14 protein-coding genes and 1 tRNA gene are annotated in these 15,957 nt (G+C 69.9%); 6 read left to right on the top strand and 9 right to left on the bottom strand.

Features of this window, described 5'->3' with window-relative positions; translation table 11 throughout:
- Window position 1: 1 nt before the first annotated feature.
- The 6 genes from ABNF97_RS21035 to ABNF97_RS21010 all read right to left on the bottom strand — a co-directional run bounded on the left by ABNF97_RS21035 (window position 2) and on the right by ABNF97_RS21010 (window position 5,373).
- Window positions 2-271 carry a phosphopantetheine-binding protein gene (locus tag ABNF97_RS21035; RefSeq protein ID WP_130461680.1) on the bottom strand — a complete coding sequence of 90 codons (270 nt, stop codon included), beginning with the start codon at window positions 269-271 and terminating at the stop codon, window positions 2-4.
- A complete protein-coding gene (locus tag ABNF97_RS21030) occupies window positions 238-1,524 on the bottom strand; it encodes a beta-ketoacyl synthase N-terminal-like domain-containing protein (RefSeq protein WP_130461679.1) in 1,287 nt (428 codons plus the stop codon). The genes ABNF97_RS21035 and ABNF97_RS21030 overlap by 34 nt, the downstream gene beginning before the upstream one ends.
- Window positions 1,521-2,801, bottom strand: coding sequence for a beta-ketoacyl-ACP synthase II (locus ABNF97_RS21025; protein ID WP_130461678.1), 1,281 nt, complete (start codon window positions 2,799-2,801; stop codon window positions 1,521-1,523). Before ABNF97_RS21025 ends, ABNF97_RS21030 begins: the two co-directional genes overlap by 4 nt.
- Entirely contained in the window at window positions 2,798-3,124 is a 327-nt protein-coding gene (locus ABNF97_RS21020; RefSeq protein WP_130465770.1) for a TcmI family type II polyketide cyclase, read from the bottom strand. Before ABNF97_RS21020 ends, ABNF97_RS21025 begins: the two co-directional genes overlap by 4 nt.
- Window positions 3,125-3,137: 13 nt before the next feature.
- Window positions 3,138-4,628, bottom strand: a complete 1,491-nt coding sequence (locus tag ABNF97_RS21015; RefSeq protein ID WP_349339495.1) for an FAD-dependent monooxygenase — start codon at window positions 4,626-4,628, stop codon at window positions 3,138-3,140.
- Window positions 4,629-4,698: 70 nt separating this feature from the next.
- Window positions 4,699-5,373, bottom strand: a complete 675-nt coding sequence (locus ABNF97_RS21010) for a winged helix-turn-helix domain-containing protein (RefSeq protein ID WP_130461676.1) — start codon at window positions 5,371-5,373, stop codon at window positions 4,699-4,701.
- A gap of 366 nt (window positions 5,374-5,739) precedes the next feature.
- Here ABNF97_RS21010 and ABNF97_RS21005 point away from each other — a divergent pair, with 366 nt between their 5' ends.
- The 4 genes from ABNF97_RS21005 to ABNF97_RS20990 all read left to right on the top strand — a co-directional run bounded on the left by ABNF97_RS21005 (window position 5,740) and on the right by ABNF97_RS20990 (window position 11,361).
- Entirely contained in the window at window positions 5,740-6,585 is an 846-nt protein-coding gene (locus ABNF97_RS21005; protein WP_349339494.1) for an AfsR/SARP family transcriptional regulator, read from the top strand.
- A gap of 76 nt (window positions 6,586-6,661) precedes the next feature.
- Window positions 6,662-7,624: an ATP-binding cassette domain-containing protein gene (locus ABNF97_RS21000; protein WP_349339493.1), complete on the top strand. Its 963-nt coding sequence runs from the start codon at window positions 6,662-6,664 to the stop codon at window positions 7,622-7,624.
- Window positions 7,621-8,469 (top strand): ABC transporter permease, encoded by an 849-nt coding sequence (locus ABNF97_RS20995; RefSeq protein WP_130461673.1) that lies wholly within the window; start codon window positions 7,621-7,623, stop codon window positions 8,467-8,469. Before ABNF97_RS21000 ends, ABNF97_RS20995 begins: the two co-directional genes overlap by 4 nt.
- Before the next feature lie 342 nt (window positions 8,470-8,811).
- The gene (locus tag ABNF97_RS20990) at window positions 8,812-11,361 is read left to right on the top strand and encodes a hypothetical protein (protein ID WP_130461672.1); all 2,550 of its coding nucleotides are present in this window, start codon (window positions 8,812-8,814) and stop codon (window positions 11,359-11,361) included.
- Here the strand turns inward: ABNF97_RS20990 and ABNF97_RS20985 are convergent.
- Both ABNF97_RS20985 and ABNF97_RS20980 read right to left on the bottom strand, forming a co-directional pair.
- A complete protein-coding gene (locus ABNF97_RS20985; RefSeq protein ID WP_349339492.1) occupies window positions 11,324-12,364 on the bottom strand; it encodes a patatin-like phospholipase family protein in 1,041 nt (346 codons plus the stop codon). The genes ABNF97_RS20990 and ABNF97_RS20985 overlap by 38 nt on opposite strands.
- Before the next feature lie 189 nt (window positions 12,365-12,553).
- Window positions 12,554-13,141, bottom strand: a complete 588-nt coding sequence (locus tag ABNF97_RS20980) for a cupin domain-containing protein (RefSeq protein WP_349339491.1) — start codon at window positions 13,139-13,141, stop codon at window positions 12,554-12,556.
- A gap of 310 nt (window positions 13,142-13,451) precedes the next feature.
- Here ABNF97_RS20980 and argC point away from each other — a divergent pair, with 310 nt between their 5' ends.
- Window positions 13,452-14,627 (top strand): N-acetyl-gamma-glutamyl-phosphate reductase, encoded by a 1,176-nt coding sequence (gene argC / locus ABNF97_RS20975; protein ID WP_349339490.1) that lies wholly within the window; start codon window positions 13,452-13,454, stop codon window positions 14,625-14,627.
- Window positions 14,628-14,636: 9 nt separating this feature from the next.
- Window positions 14,637-15,746 carry an iron-containing alcohol dehydrogenase gene (locus tag ABNF97_RS20970; protein ID WP_130461668.1) on the top strand — a complete coding sequence of 370 codons (1,110 nt, stop codon included), beginning with the start codon at window positions 14,637-14,639 and terminating at the stop codon, window positions 15,744-15,746.
- Between the two features lie 122 nt (window positions 15,747-15,868).
- Here the strand turns inward: ABNF97_RS20970 and ABNF97_RS20965 are convergent.
- A tRNA-Thr gene (locus ABNF97_RS20965) sits at window positions 15,869-15,942 on the bottom strand.
- Window positions 15,943-15,957: the final 15 nt, after the last annotated feature.

Raw genomic sequence — 15,957 nt, 5'->3', positions numbered from 1 at the left:
CTCAGCTCGCGCTCGCCGAAGCGAGGTGGGTGTTGACGGTCCCGAGCAGCGCGCGGGGCGTCCGGGCCGAGGTCAGCGCCTCGTCCTCGATCTTTATGCCGAACTCGCGCTCGACCCGGGTACCGGTCTCGAGCAGGGCGAGCGAGTCGTAGCCCAACTCGTCGAACCCGGTGTCGAGGATGTCTCCGTCGAGGTCGACCCACTCGTCCTGGCCGGCGGCCTCGCGCAGGATCCGCCTCAGGTCGTCGATGGTGAAGGTCCGGTTGAGCATCTGTTGTCCTCCGTTGTCTCCTCGCTTGCGGATGCGCTCGCCGGCGCCCGGACGACCATGGCCGAACTGAAGCCGCCGTACCCGCGGGCCAGCACGAGTGCGGTGCGCAGCGCCGCCGGTCTCGGCTGCCCCGTGACCAGGTCGAGCCGGTATTCGGGGGCCGGCGAGACGTTCAGGGTGGGTGGGATCAGACCGTCCCGGATGGACAGCAGGGCGGCGGCCAGGTCGAGCGCGGCCGCGCCGGAGCAGAGCCGGCCGGTCATCGTCTTGGGTGCGGTGACCGGCACCCCACGCGGGCCGAAGACGGCGGTGATCGCCGCAGCCTCGATCCGGTCCAGCTCCGGCACTGCCGCCGCGTCGGCGAACACGACATCGACACCGTCCGGCTCCAGCCCGGCGTCGGTCAGGGCCAGCTCGATCGCCCGCCGCAGCCCGGGCTCCCGGCCCAGGCCGGGGCGGGGGTCGAAGGTGGCGCCGTAGCCGGCGATCTCGCCGTAGACGGTCCGGGCGCCGCGCGCCCGGGCCGCCCCGGCCTCCTCCAGGATCAGCAGGGCGCCGCCCTCGGCCGGCACGAACCCACCGGCGCGGGCGTCGAACGGAAGGTACGCCCGGTCCGGCTCGTCGCTGCGGCTCAGCCGTCCGCTGGCGAGCTGGGCCGCCCAGCCCCACGGACAGATGGACGCGTCCATGCCACCGGCGACGACCAGCGCGCTGCCCCGGCGGATCTGCCGGCAGGCGTGCGCGACAGCGTCCAGCCCACCGGCCTGGTCGCTTACCACGACGCCGCTGGCCCCGCGCAGCCCGTGCCGGATCGAGACCTGCCCCGAGTTGACCGCGTAGAACCAGGCGAACGCCTGGTACGCGCTGACGTACTGGCCGCCCTTACGCCACAGGTTCTGCAGCTCGCCCTGGCCGAACTCGAACCCGCCGGAGGAACTGGCCGTGACCACGCCGGCGCTGAACTCGGGCAGTTCGGCCGGGACCACGCCGGCGTCGACCAGCGCCCAGTCCGCCGCGACCAGCGCGAGCTGGGTCATCCGGTCGGTCTGCGGGATCAGCCGGCTCGGCAGGTGGTCGGCGCCGACGAAGTCCTGGATCTCGCCGGCCAGTCGGGCCGGGTAGCCGGCCGGGTCGAACCGGGTGATGCGGCCGACCCCGCTCTTGCCGAGCAGCGTCGCCGACCAGTAGTCGGCCGCGCCGAGCCCGTTCGGGGCCGTGACCCCCAGCCCGGTGACCACCACCCGCGCGGTCACGCCGCGCTCCTCGCGTCGTCGACCAGCGGGCCGGTGAGGACCATGGCGCTCTGGAACCCACCGAACCCGCTGCCCACCGTGAGCACCGTGTCGGTGCGGCGCTCCCGGGCGTGCAGCGGTACGTAGTCGAGGTCGCATTCGGGATCGGCGTGGTGGAGGTTCGCCGTCGGCGGCACCACATCGTGCGTGATGGCGAGCACGGACGCGGCGATCTCGATGGAGCCGATGGCGCCGAGCGAGTGGCCCACCATCGACTTGATGGAGCTGACCGGCGTGCGGTAGATGTGCCCGCCGAGGCTGCGCTTGAACGCCGCGGTCTCGTGCCGGTCGTTCTGCCGGGTGCCCGAGCCGTGCGCGTTGACGTAGTCGATCTCCTCGGCGTTCAGCCGCGCCTCGGCGAGGGCGCTGTCGATGGCCACCCCCAGCTCCCGGCCGTCCGGTCGCAACCCCGTCATGTGGAACGCGTTGCACCGCGAGGCGAAGCCGGCGACCTCCGCGTAGATCCGGGCTCCCCGGCGCTGCGCATGTCCCCACTCCTCCAGGACGAACACCGCCGCGCCCTCGCCGAGCACGAACCCGTCCCGGGTCCGGTCGAACGGGCGCGAGGCGTGCTCGGGGTCGTCGTTGCGGGGCGACGTCGCCTTGATCGCGTCGAAGCAGGCCACCGTGATCGGCGAGATCGGCGCGTCCGTCGCCCCCGCGACCATCACGTCGGCGGAGCCCTCGCGGATCAACTCGACGGCGTGGCCGACCGCGTCGAGGCCGGAGGTGCAGCCGGTGGAGATCACCGTGACCGGCCCCTCGGCCCCCACCGCCCAGGCCACCTCGACGGCGAACGAACTGGGCACGAAGTACCCGTACAGGTGCCGCACGGCGTAGCTGTGGTCGACGAGCCAGAGCCGGCCGCTGTCGCTGACCACCCGGTACTCCTCTTCGAGGCCCATGGTGGCCCCGACCGCGCTGCCGATCGTCACCCCCGTCCGCTCGGGGTCGCAGGTGTCCGGTTCCAGGCCGCTGTCGGCGGTCGCCTCCCGGGCCGCGACGACGGCGAGCTGGGCCCCCCGGTCCATCCGCCGGATCTCCCGAGGGCTGAGCCCGTGCGCCGCCGGGTCGAAGTCGATCTCGGCTGCGATCTGGGACCGGAACGGCGAGGGATCGAAGAAGGAGATCCTCCTGGTCGCCGTCCGCCCGGCGGTCAGCAGATCCCAGAAAGCCTTCGTCCCGATGCCGCCGGGCGCCAGCACACCGATCCCGGTGATCGCGACCCGCCGCCTCATGACGTGGCTTCCCAGCGGTAGAAGCTCGACGCCATCGCGTCGGCCGGGGAGCGCCAGGTCTGCGGATCGTACGGGCTGATGAACGGCCGGAGGGCGGCGCTGACGTCCACGAAGAGCGGGTGGGACCGGACCCCCTCGATCGCCGCGCCGCCGTCGCCGTCGAAGTCCTGGAGGTGGAAGTACAGGCCCTGGTACGAGAAGAGCTCCCGCCGCCGGACCCGCATGAGCGAGGGCATCTCGGTCTCGTCGAAGCGACCGAATATCCGGGCCACCTCGCCGCTCACCTCCGGCGCCATCCTCGCCACGATCAGCGTGCTGCTCACCACTTCTGCCGGCTCACTCATCGCGGGCCCTTCCTTCCGAACCAGGGACTCCGAACCAGCGACGCAGCGCCGCCTCCAGCTCGCCCCCACCGGGCGCGGCCCAGGCGACGTGCCCGTCGGGGCGGAGCAGGAGCGCCTCCGTACCGGCCAACTGGCTGGTCGCCTCGACGCCGTGCGGTGCCGCGGTGACCACGTCGACCCGGTCCGCCCATCCGGCAGCGGTACGGCGCAGCCGGTCGTCGTCGGTGAAGTCGAGCAGGATCCCCCGGGCCGGGTGCAGGAGCCGCGTCGTACTCGTCTTTCCGGCCTCGCCGACCAGGTCCTGGTGCGGCATCCGGCGGCCGAGCAGCGGGTGGTCCCCGGGGCCGACGTCGTACCGGATGTCCAGCCCACTCACCATGCCGGCGAGGTGCCGGCTGACGTTCTCGAAGGCGATCAACTCGGTCAGCACGTCACGCAGCGGCTGCATCGCCTCGCCGCCGAGCAGGATCAGCCCCTGCGCGCGGGTGTTCAGCAGCAGGCGCTGCCCGACCGGGTGCCGCTCGGTGTGGTAGCTGTGCAGGAGCCCGGGGGGCGCCCACCCGGCCACCTCGGCGACGAGCTTCCAGCCCAGGTTCACCGCGTCCTGCACGCTGACGTTCAGCCCCTGGCCGCCGGCGGGCAGATGGATGTGCGCGGCGTCGCCGGCGAGCAGGACCCGGCCGCGGCGGTACTCGGTGACCTGCCGGGTGGCGTCGCCGAAGGCGCTCGTCCAGATCGGCGTACCGGCGCTGATGTCCTCGCCGGTCAGCCGCTGCCATGCGGCCGCGACCTCGGCCCACGGCGGTGGTTCGGTGCGCTGCCGCGGTGGGGCGCCACGCTCGCAGATGATGATGCGGTCCACTCCGGCCGCCACCGGGCCGGCCATGAAGAAGCCCTGCGGCACCGTCTGGCCGATCGGCCGCGGCGGTATCTCGCAGCCGGCCACGTCTGCCAGGAACATCTCCAGGGTCGCCGCGGTGCCGGGGAAGTCGAACCCGGCCGCCCGGCGTACCGTGCTGCGCCCGCCGTCGCAGCCGACCAGGTACCGCGCGCGCAGCTTTCGGGGGCCGGCGGGGCTGCGGAGGTGCGCGGTGACGCCGTGCTCCTCGCTTTCCAGCCCCACCAGATCCCAGCCGCGCCGGACGTCCGCACCCAGCTCCGCGGCCCAGGCCGCGAGGATCGCCTCGGTGCGCGCCTGCGGTATGCCGTGCGCGGCGAAATGGGCGCCGTCGAGCACGCTGAAATCAACGGGCAAACCGCCGAAATGGCCGCGCGGCCCGGTGGAGATCTCGCCGAATCGGGGCAGCAGCCCTCGCTGGTCGAACACCTCCATCGTGCGTGCGGTAAAGCCTAGGCCGCGGGACTCCCCGGTGGGCTCCGTCAGCCGGTCGATGACGACGGTCGCGACACCCGCCAGGCGCAGCTCGCCGGCGAGCATCAGCCCGGCCGGGCCAGCACCCACGACAATTACATCAGCGTCCATGTGTCCTCAGATTCACCGTCGGATGGTCAGAGAATGGCGATACAGAGTCGTTCATCGTGTTCACGACGGCTCAGCCACGGGCGCCGACTCCGCCGAACTGCAGGCCGACTCCGCGGACAGTGACAATCCAGGTAGGGGCACCGAGCTTGCTGCGCAGGCTGCTCACGTGCGTGTCGATGGTGCGGCTGGAACTCGCCCAGGCGTCATCCCAGACCTTCGACATTATCTGTTTGCGGGAAACCACCGTCTCTGGCTGGGTGGCCAGCAGACGGAGGAGGTCGAACTCCTTACGGGTCACATTGATGAGCCGGTCGTCGAGCCGGACCTGGCGGGCGCCGAGGTCTATCTGCAGTGGCCCGTACGAGATCCGCCGCGGCTCCGGCGGCGCGGGGCGCGCCCGGCGCATGACCGCCCCGATGCGCGCGACCAGCTCGCGAAATCCGTACGGCTTGACGAGATAGTCGTCTGCGCCGGCCTGTAGGCCGAGAACGCGGTCCAGCTCGGTACCCCGGGCAGCCAGCGCGATGATCGGGATATCGCAGTCGGTGCGGATGTCGCGGCAGACCTCCAGCCCATCGAGGTCCGACAGTTCGAGATCCAGCAGTACGAGGTCCGCGCGGTGACATGACCGCAGCGCATCTCTTCCGGTGTCAACGGTTAGGGTGTCGAATCCGTGGCGCCGCAGCCCGCCCGCGAGCGACTCGGCGACGGTGGCGTCCCCCTCGGCGACAAGTACCCGCACCATGACTACGCCCCAGCGTGATGGTAAGCATCCCTGTCCATGGGCGAAACCGTACGGGATAGGGATCGAAGTCTATTCAAGGACGGATCAAACGACGTCAGAAAACCAATCGAGGATCACTCCGGCCACCCCTCGACAGTGCAACGGAATGCAATACCCCACGGTCCTGGCCGTCAGGCCGCAAGCGAACGGACGAGCAGCGGACAGAGCCGTTGAGCTGCGGCGTCCAGTCATTGTCCAGTCATCGTCCAGCGACGTGGTCGAAGGTATGGGAGCCGAATGACAGCGGGACAGGCCGTCGTGCCGTTACGGCGGCGCTCTCGCACGGTGTGGCTGCTGCATCTGACCGCAAGGGACTGGGAGATAGCCGTGGGCTTGGTAGACGATTACCAGTTGGCCGCCTGCGCACCGTCCGTCGACGACTCACCCCGAATCTGGACGCACCCGTGGTCCGAGGATGGCCTGCGGTTCAAGGTGCTCGGTCCACTCGAGGTCTTCCGTGGCGAGCACGAGTGCACGCCCAGCGCGCCAAAACTGCTGCAGGTGCTGGCCCTGCTCGTACTCCACGCCAACCGGATCGTGCATATCGAGACCCTTGTCCGGCTGCTCTGGGGCGACCGGCCGCCACGCAGCGCGGTAGCCACCATCCAGACGTACATCTACCAGCTTCGGCGCTTCCTGACCCGCGAGCAGGTGGACAGCGGCGACGGGGACCTACTCGTCACGAAGAACCCCGGGTACCTGCTGCGCGTCCACCCCGACCAGGTCGACCTGCAGCAGTTCCAGCGGCTGAGCCGGCAGGGGCAGGTCTTCCTGCGGGGGCGCCGGTTGGACGAGGCGGCCTCGAGGTTGCGCGCCGCCCTGGGGCTGTGGTCGGGCAGCCCGCTGGCCAACGTGCCGATGGGTGCAAGGCTCGACCCGTACGTGACCGACCTGCAGGAGCAGCGGCGCAACGCACTGCAGCTACGGATCGAAGCGGAGATCGAGCTCGGGCTGCACCGCGAGCTGATCGGCGAGTTGCGCTCGCTCGTCGTGCTCCACCCGTTGGACGAGTGGATGTACGGCCAGCTCATCCGGGTCCTCGCCCGCAGCGGCCGGCGCAGTGACGCACTGCACGCGTACCATCACCTACGGACAACCCTCGCCGCAGAGTTGGGCCTGGACCCGTCCCCCGAGCTACAGCAGCTCTACCAGCAGCTCCTGGGCACCGACTAGCTCGACGCCGATGTGGGCGACGTCGACCCGCTCGACGAGGTCCCGCCTGCCGCCGTCCCCAGATTGCGAGGTCGAGATGGATCCTGAGATTGCGGTGTGCTGCGCCGACCTGCACAAACGATTCGGCGCCAACGAAGCGTTGCGGGGCGTCGATCTGGAGATTCCCAGCGGGACCGTGCACGGTCTGCTGGGGCCCAACGGCGCGGGCAAGACCACACTGGTCCGGATCCTCGCCACGCTCACCCGGCCCGATCGGGGGCGGGCCCGCGTCGCCGGCTACGACGTGGTCCGCGACGCCGACCAGGTGCGGTACCGGATCGGGCTCGCCGGCCAACACGCCTCGGTGGACGAGAGGCTGAGCGGGCGGGCCAACCTGCGGATGTTCGGGCGCCTCTACCACCTGCCCGACCGGGTAGCCCGGCGCCGGGCCGACGAGCTGCTCGACCAGTACGACCTGGCGGATGCCGCCGACCGCAGCGTCGGGACGTACTCCGGCGGGATGCTGCGCCGGCTGCACCTGCTGGCGAGCCTCATCGTCGCGCCGCCGGTGCTGTTCATGGACGAACCCACCACCGGCCTCGACCCCCGGAGCAGGGGCGAGATCTGGGACACCATCCGTGATCTCGCCGCCGCCGGCACGACCGTGCTGCTCACCACCCAGTACCTCGAAGAGGCGGACCGGCTCGCCGACCACATCACGGTGATCGACACCGGGCGGGCCATCGCCTCGGGCGGGCCCGACGAGCTGAAGGCGGCCGTCGGCAGCCGGATCGACGTCGTGGTCCAGGACGTCGCCGCGCTGGCTGGCGCGGCTTCCGTGCTGGCCGCCATCGCCGGTGGTGACCCCGAGATCGACGCGGACGAGCGGCGGGTCAGCGTACCCGCCCGGCAGGGCGCCGTGACGCTGACCGAACTGGTACGGGAACTGGACCGCGCCGGTGTCGTCGCCGAGGACATCGCGCTGCGACGGCCCACCCTGGACGAGGTCTTCCTGACGCTGACCGGGAGGCCGACCGAGGCGGAGGTGACGGTGGCATGAGCGTCGACCCGGGCTCGCCGCTGGTGCTACCGCCGCCGGTTCCGCCTGCCACGGCCGTCGACCGGATCCGGTGGACGCTCGCCGACGGCTGGACGATCGTGCTGCGTAATCTGGGCCACATCACGATCGGCGTGCTGATCGCGCAGCTCGTCTTCCCCGCCATCATGATCGTGATGTTCGGGTACGTCTTCGGCAGTGCCATCGCCGTTCCCGGCGGGGGAAACTACCGCGAGTACCTGATACCCGGTCTGTTTGCCATGGCGGCGTTCGCCGGGGTCATCGCCACCGCGTCGGAGGTCGCCTCGGACGCGGGCAAGGGCATCGTCGACCGGTTCCGGTCGCTGCCGATGGCCCGCTCGGCGGTGCCGTTCGGCCAGACCGGCGGCGACATCCTGCTCGGCGCGCTCAGCATCGTCTTCCTCGCCGCCGCCGGGCTGGCCGTCGGCTGGCGGGCGCACCACGGCATCGGGGCGACGCTGGCGGGTTTCGGCCTGTTGCTGCTGCTCCGCTATGCGGTGAGCTGGGGCGGTGTCCTGCTCGGCCTCATGGTGTCGGAGCGGACCCTGAACCGCCTCGGCGCGCTCATCTTCCCGGTCACGATGATATCGAACGCCTTCGTGCCGACCGACCGGATGCCGACGTGGCTGCGGGTGATGACGGAATGGAACCCGACGAGCGCTCTGGTGACGGCCTGCCGCCGGCTGTTCGGGAACCCGGGCGTGCCCGATGGGGACGCGGCTCTGCCGCTGCGGTACCCCGTCGCCGCGACGATCGTGTGGTGTGTGGTGATGCTGGCGGTCTTCGTCCCGCTCGCCGTCCGCCGCTACCGGACCATGGAGCGCTGACCGGAGTTGCCGCTCGTGATCGGCCGCCGGTCGCAGAGTGTCGACGTGGCCGTAGTCGCGTTCGCCTGTGGCATCCGTAGCTGGCGGAGCCGTCGACCGACGGACGTGGCAGGTCGGAGAAGCCGGGCGCACTCCACAAGACCCTGCGGCGCACTGCGGCGAGATCCCTCCCGTCGATTTCGGTTTCGCTGGGAGTATTCATGGCGGGTGGAAGTCCGCGACACGCAACCGACCGCGCTGGTACGGCTCTGACACACTTGTCTGGTGCGACGCTCGCGGGTCGTCAGGCGTGTCGCGGCGATTGTCTTTTCCGTCGCCGCGCTCATCCTTATTGGATCATGGATGGTCGGCGGTACGGGCCGGGCAGACGAGATTTCCAGCATCCTGGCGGCACTGGTAGCCCTTACCTCCGCCCTGCTCTGGGTCGTTAACAACAATTTCGGGACCGGTACCCAGCCGGCCCGCCCCGACCAGCTTGATCTCGCCGTCCGGGAACTGGCCGAAACGATATCGGTGCAGTGGGAGCAGGAGGGGGTCCTGCGGGGTCTGCGCGACACCCAGCCCGCGAACATCCGCTGGTCAACCACCGGCACGCTGCTCACCGAGCCCCGGGGCGCCGTCGTCCCGCAGCAGGCGGACGGCGAACTGCGGTGGCGGCGGCTGAGCGAGTACGAGTCGGCCATTCTCGACCTGTTCGACAGGGCGCCGTCGCACCGACTCGTTGTCCTGGGCGACGGTGCCGCGGGTAAATCGGTCTTCGCGCTGCTCTTCACACTCAGCTACCTCGCCCGCCGTCGCGAACGGGATCCTGTTCCGGTGATGCTCAGCCTGTCGTCATGGAGCCCCGACAACGAGGCATTCACCGCGTGGGCGGAGCGCAAACTGTTCGAGCTTTACCCATTCCTTGAGAATTCAGGCGTCTACGGAACCAAGGCGGCACGTCGGCTCATCGACACCCGTCGGATCATCTTCGTCTTGGACGGCCTCGACGAGATAGCCGATCATGCGCGTCCGGTCGCGCTGGACGACATCGAGCGCTCGCTTCCAGTGGGCCAGCCACTACTGCTCACCTGCCGCACCCACAGCTTCGTGGCGGTCACCGCGGGTCGCCCGGCGCTCGCCGGGGCAACCCGGGTGACCCTGCACCCGCTGCAGGTGGACGACGCGATCACCTATCTGTACGGAGCGGAAACCTATCCGGACGGTCGGTCCGGTCCGGCCCCGGCCCAGCGGAAGCTGTCGCGCGTGCGAGCCGTATTGAACGTGGTGCTCAGCGACGGGCAGGCCCGGCGGCCGCAGGGATCGGAGGCGTTACGGGCCGCCCTGGGTTCCGAGAAGTGGCGGCCGCTGTTCGAGGTGCTGAGGGACAGGACCGGCAGTCCGCTCCAGCGGGTGATGGCCGTCCCGTTGTACGCGGCGCTGGTCCGGCGGCGCTACAGCGACGGGATCCTCGACCCGCAGGAGTTCGTCCGCAGCGTCGCGGGAGTGAACGAGGCAGGTATCCGGAGCGCCCTGATCGGCGACCTGCTGTGGAAGTTTGACCGACCGAACACGCGGGGGCCGGCCCCGCCGGGCCGGGGGCCGCGGACCCGCTGGCTGGGGTTCATGGCCGACAGGTTGCGCCGCACGGATCAGCCGACGATCGAATGGTGGCGGCTGTACCAGTGGCTGAGCCCGCGGCAGTGGGCGCTCATCGCCGGTATCGTCCTCACGCTGACCTACCTGCTCACGATCGGCTTCCCGGAAGGGCTCAAACGCGGTATCGCGGTCGGGATGGCGGTGGGAATCGTGATCGGTCTGACCCGGGGCAGCCTCGCCGGTCTGCGCGCGGGTGCGCTGACCGGGGTGGTCGGCGGTTCGGGCGTTCTCGCGGTGTCAGCCTTCCTGCTCGACTGGTTCGACGCGGTCTTCGTGGCGGTCGAGCTGGGTGTGGCGCTGGGCGTGGCCACCGCGTTGATCCCGCGGATGCAGCGGTCCCTGACGGGAGTGTTCCAGGTGGGGCTGCTGGGCGGTATGGCCGCGGCGACGGTGACGGGTCTCCAGGACGGAATCTCGCATGGGCCGTCCGCCGGGTTGTTCCGTGGCGTCACGACGGTGTTCGGCATGGGCATCTCGATCGTCTTCGCCGGAGCCCTTACGTACTGGCTGAAGGTGACCGAGCAACCCAAGCAGCCCTCGTTCATCAACATCTCTCGCGCCCGCCGTGAGCGACGGCTGCTGCCGTACCTTGCCTTCGGCACCGCGAGCGGACTGGCCATCGGCGTCGGCGGAGGGCTGGTCGGGGCGGCCCGGTCCTGGTTCGCCGGCGGACTGGAGGAGGCGGTGACCTACGGCGGCGTGATCGGCCTGAGTTACGGACTGACCGCCGGATTCGCGGTCGGCCTCACCGGGGGCTACGTCAAGTGGATCACGGAACCGTCTGCGGAACCACTCGCCGTGACCCCCAGCCTGACGCTCAGCTACGGTCGCATCGTCGCGCTGGCGTACCTCGTGGTGCCCACCGTGGCCGCGCTCGGCACGATGCTGGCGCTCCGTTACGTGCTGACGTCCCACTACCCGGCCGTGGCCGGTCCGGCAACCCACTCACCAAACGTCTCACCGGTGAACGGCGCGGCGCTCGGGGCGAGCATCGGGCTCGTCCTGGCGTGCTGTTTCACCCCGTGGCCGGCCTTCGTGCTCGTCCGACTGATGCTGTGGATCACGCGCTGCGGGCCGCTGCGGATGATCGGAGCACTGGAGCGGGCGTGTGACCTGGAGATCCTGCGACATGACGGAGCGGCGTACCAGTTCCGGCACGACGAGATCCGCAAGTGGCTCCTGACCGCGGAGCCGGGCGGCCGAGGCCCCCAGCCGGCTACGGCCGCACCACGGTCCAGCGGGGCAGGGCCGTGAAGGCGCCGGTGCCGATCGTCGATGAGGGCAGCCCTTCCACAGCCGCGTAGACCATCTCGTACGCGCTGGTAATGGCGGCGAGCAACGGACGCGGCCGCAGTTCCCAACGCGCGAGGGTGGGCTGGCCGGCCATCGGCGCGAGGTCCAGGACGTACGGTCGCTCCGCGCCGGGCTCGTGCCGGAGCCGGGCCAGCCGCTGAAGGTCGCTGTGCTTGCGCGCGACCTCCGCCAGGTAGGCGGCGCCCAACCCCTTTCGCAGGCGCTCCACGTGCCGGGCGGTCAATCGGATGAACGGCGACGGCCGGGCCTGGTAGCTACCGGCCGGGAAGGTGCTCAACGACAGCACGTGGGTGCAGTTGTCGTCGACCGCCATCCGGTATGGCAACGAGGTCAGCACGGAACCGTCGATCGCCCGCTCTCCCCGGTAGACGCCGGCACCACGCACCAGCACAGGCCGCCAGGAAGTGCTCATGAGCGCCGCCTTGAGATCTTCCCGGGTGGTGAAGTCGGTCGCGGCGTACGGCTGAATGGTGTCGACCATCGTCAGTGCCACGGTGAGCGGCACCGGTGAGCTGAGCACCCGGTCGTAGTGCAGTGGTCGGACCTGCTCCATGATCTCATCGAAGACCACGGCAAGGTCGAGCGCCGAGCCACCGCGCAGAAATCGACCCAGCCGCAGGAAATCCCGGCTGGGAAGATCCTGGAAGTAGATCGGAAGCGCCCGCCACGCCTCGCCGGCGACGAAATAGGCGCTGTTGATCGCCCCACCCGAACAACCGTAGAGCGCGTCGAAGGCGGAGCCGAACCCGAACTCCTCGAGCGCCGCCAGCATGGCCCCGGAGACCACCCCGCGCATGCCGCCGCCCTCCACGGCCAGCCCGATCTTGTGATCGTCGGCGCGTTGACCCGGTTGGCTCTTGGCTCGACGGCGCTCTCGCAACGCATCGAGAACGGGATGGTCGACGCTCCACATCCCATCACTGGGCCCAGATTGCTCCGGCATCTGACACATCCTCGGCACGAATCCACAGTCTTGAATTTATCTCGCCCGTGCCTTACCTTCTGTTGATGCTGCTGGCGGCAGTCGGGTCATACTACCCCTGTGAGGCACCGATGCTCCAGCGGTGAGATCTTCGAGTTGCCCGCACTGGAAGCAATCGATCAACCTGACGGAGTGACGTTTCCCGGAAGGTCAGAAGTTGACCGCCAACAGCCGTGCCGCAGGCGTGGTGGCAACGAATGCATGTGGCACGAAGGGTGCGATGTAGATGCTGGAGCCCTGCGGGAGATCGGCCTTGGAGGGCGCCTCCGGGTCGCCCCAGCGCATGTGGACATCGCCCTCCAGAACGTAGATAAACTCACCCCCTGGGTGCCCGGCGTTAAACTGCGACTCGTCCTCGCCCTGCCGCAGCACGTCGACCAACAATGGCACCATGTTCGGCGCCGTGTGGGTACGGACGAGACAGTGGTACGTGTAGTATTCCGCACCGCCGCGCTTTCCCGTGATCGCGTCGGCATCGCCTGCGTACTGTAGCTTGACGCCGTTGTCGAGATCGCTCCTGTGGCCCGGCACCAGTGTCGCCGGGTTGGTGTCGAGCGCCTTGGCGATATCGGACACCTGGGCCAGGGTCAGATCCGGCAGGTCATGGCTCTGTTCCCACTCGCGCACCGTCTCGGCGTTGATACCCAGACGGTCGGCGAGATGATGTTCGTTCAGCTTGATCTGTTGACGCCGACTCCGTAGCTTTGCGCCGAAACCGGATGTCGCCTCGACGTTCATGGGAAACCCCCTCGGGTCGGCTTGATCAATAACCCCGGGCTTGAGACGCACTTTACCGACCCCCCCTCGACAAATCAACCATGATAGATTGTCACGAGCTTCGATCAATTTCGCGGACAGATGATCCCAGAAGGCGCTGATCGAGTCGGTGGGTGGCCATTGTGGCCGGGTGCGACCAGAGCCCATTGATGCGGCCGTCAACAGTTCTCGTCAACGTCTCCCGCAGCGCGGTCGTCGGGGAGGCGGCGCTGGCCGGAAACCCGGTGCCGCACCGCGTTGCGTGACGGCGGCCGACCACAGGGAGGTGTTCATGGCCGGTGACGGCCTGCGGGTGGATCCGGGTCATCGAGGTGGTCGCACTCCCGGCCGAGGCGAACAAGCTGGGCGCGGTGCCGAGTCGACCGGTCTCACCGCGGTGGTCGTCGGGGCCGCCGGCCACACCGGCGGCGAGGTCTGCCGCCTGCTGCTCGGACACCCTTACGTCGGCGAGATCCTGCCGACGTCGCGCTCGGATCTGCCGTTCGACCAGACGCACCCGAACCTGCGCGGCTGCGGGCTCGTCTACCGTTCCGCGGACGAGGCTCTGGACGCCCGCCCGGACGTGGCCTTCCTCTGCGCGCCCGCTGGGGAGGCCATGCGGATGGCACCACGCTTCCTGACCGCCGGTACCCGCGTCGTCGACCTCGGCCCCGACTTCCGGTTCGCCGATCCCGACGTCTACACGCGCGTCTACGGTCGCCCCCACCTGGCACCCGAGCTGTTGGCGAAGGCGGCGTACGGGGTCAGCGAACTCAACCGCGCCGAGATCACCGCCGCCCGGCTGGTCGCGAATCCGGGCTGCTACGTCATCACCGCACTGCTGGCGCTGTATCCCCTGCTCGGCGCCGCCTTCGTCGACTGGTCGTCGCTGATCCGGATCAGTGCCATCAACGGTACGTCGGGCGGCGGGACCGCCCCACACCCGCGGCTCATGCACGCGGAGGTCGCCGGATCCATGCTGTCGTACAGCCTGAACGGCCATCGTCATGCCCCCGAGCTGGAGACCGTGCTGGGGCGCCTCGGCGGGCGACCAGTGTCGGTGGACCTGAGTACGGCCTACGGACCCTTCGTCCGCGGCACCTTCCTGACGGCCAGCCTGTCCGTCGGCACGGCATGGCGCGACGACCTGGACCGCGACGCGGTACTCGACCGGTACCGGAAGACGTACGGAAGCGGCGCCGACGGCGAATACTTCGTCCGTGTCGTCGACCAGCCGCGCCGCGGTGGGCTCAACGAGAAGGAGTACGACCTCTACCCACGGCTGGCCGACGTCGTCGGGTCGAACTTCTGCCATGTCGGGACGGACTACGACGCCACGCACGCGGTGATCCGGGTCGTCGCCGTGACCGACAATCTCGGCAAGGGAGCCGCGGGTTCGGCGATCCAGAACATGAATCTGCTGACCGGTCTGCCGGAGTCCACCGGCCTGGCCGCCTATGCGCTGTGAGGCTGTCGCGTGTTCGAGCTACGGATACCCACCACGATCGTGTTCGGGGCGGGACGACTCGCCGACGTCGGAAAGCTCACGCGCCACCACGGCCGGCACGCGCTTGTCGTCACCGGCCGGGCGGCGATGCGCCGGCACGGTGTGACCGACCGGGTCACCGGGCTGTTGCGGGATGCGGGAGTACGGGCGACCGTGTTCGCCGGCGTTCGGCCCAACCCACACGCGGAGGAGGTCGACGCGGCGGTGGCGCTGGTCCGGCGACACGCCTGTGACGTGGTGGTCGGACTCGGGGGCGGCAGCGCCATCGACGCGGCGAAGGCCGTGGCGGTCGGGGTCAACCACGCGGCGAGCGGCCCCTTGGTGGGACGCACGCTCGATCCCGAACCAGGCTCCCTGCCGGTCGTCGCCGTTCCGACCACCGCCGGCAGCGGTTCCGAGATCAGCAGAGGGGCCATCGTCACCGACACCGCACGCAACCTGCGCGCCGGCATCCGGGGCGAGGATCTGTATCCGGCGGTCGCGGTGATAGATCCGGATCTTGTCGCCACGGTTCCCGGCCGGACGGTGGCCGACGCCGGGTTCGACGCGATGGCCCATGCCATCGAGGGGTACGTAGCGCGGTCGGCCAACCCGGTGAGCCAGGTGCTCGCCGAGCGCGCCATTCTGCTCCTCGCGGAGCACCTGCCCGCGCTGTCGGCCGGGCGGAGCGACCGTGCCGTACGGGAGGGCTGCTGCCTCGCGGCGCTGCTGGGTGGCGTGAACGTCGCCACCGTCGGCACCTGCCTACCGCACCGGCTCCAGCACGCGATGGCGTCGGTGGCGCCGGATGTCTCGCACGGCCGTGGCCTCGCCGCGCTCTATCCCGCCTGGCTGCGACACGCGGAACCGTTCGCGACGGGCCGTTTCCGGCGGCTCGCCGGCCTGCTCTCCGCACCGGACGTCCACCACGGCGTCGCCGAGATCCGGCGGGTCCTCGGGCTCACCGAACGACTGCGGGACCTGGCGGTGACCCCGGGGGACATCCCGGCCGTGGTGGACGCCGTCCGGGGCAACGTCGACAACGACCCCATCGAGGGGGACGCCGCCGAGGTGATCCGCGGCATACTGACCGAGTCCTGAGTTTAGAAGAAGATCACGGATGGCTGGTCAAAGGACCATTCAAGGACTCGACGGGCCAGCGGCGCTGTTGTCGACCTTCGGAAACGGCGAAGCCCAGGCCGATGACCTGGGCTTCTGTTCCGAGCCGCCTGACGGAATCGAACCGTCGACCTACGCATTACGAGTGCGTCGCTCTGACCGACTGAGCTAAGGCGGCAACGCCGGCAAGTGT

It is taken from the genome of Plantactinospora sp. B6F1 (assembly GCF_040120695.1).
GTDB lineage: Bacteria > Actinomycetota > Actinomycetes > Mycobacteriales > Micromonosporaceae > Plantactinospora.
Note: the sequence above shows the minus strand (reverse complement) of the source record. Positions and strands in the feature narration are given on the sequence as shown.

Coding starts and splice junctions, on each gene's coding strand:
- ABNF97_RS21035 (WP_130461680.1), bottom strand. CDS start 271: ATGCTCAACCGGACCTTCACCATCGACGACCTGAGGCGGATCCTGCGC.
- ABNF97_RS21025 (WP_130461678.1), bottom strand. CDS start 2,801: ATGAGGCGGCGGGTCGCGATCACCGGGATCGGTGTGCTGGCGCCCGGC.
- ABNF97_RS21015 (WP_349339495.1), bottom strand. CDS start 4,628: ATGGACGCTGATGTAATTGTCGTGGGTGCTGGCCCGGCCGGGCTGATG.
- ABNF97_RS21010 (WP_130461676.1), bottom strand. CDS start 5,373: ATGGTGCGGGTACTTGTCGCCGAGGGGGACGCCACCGTCGCCGAGTCG.
- ABNF97_RS21000 (WP_349339493.1), top strand. CDS start 6,662: ATGGATCCTGAGATTGCGGTGTGCTGCGCCGACCTGCACAAACGATTC.
- ABNF97_RS20995 (WP_130461673.1), top strand. CDS start 7,621: ATGAGCGTCGACCCGGGCTCGCCGCTGGTGCTACCGCCGCCGGTTCCG.
- ABNF97_RS20990 (WP_130461672.1), top strand. CDS start 8,812: ATGGTCGGCGGTACGGGCCGGGCAGACGAGATTTCCAGCATCCTGGCG.
- ABNF97_RS20985 (WP_349339492.1), bottom strand. CDS start 12,364: ATGCCGGAGCAATCTGGGCCCAGTGATGGGATGTGGAGCGTCGACCAT.
- ABNF97_RS20980 (WP_349339491.1), bottom strand. CDS start 13,141: ATGAACGTCGAGGCGACATCCGGTTTCGGCGCAAAGCTACGGAGTCGG.
- argC (WP_349339490.1), top strand. CDS start 13,452: ATGGCCGGTGACGGCCTGCGGGTGGATCCGGGTCATCGAGGTGGTCGC.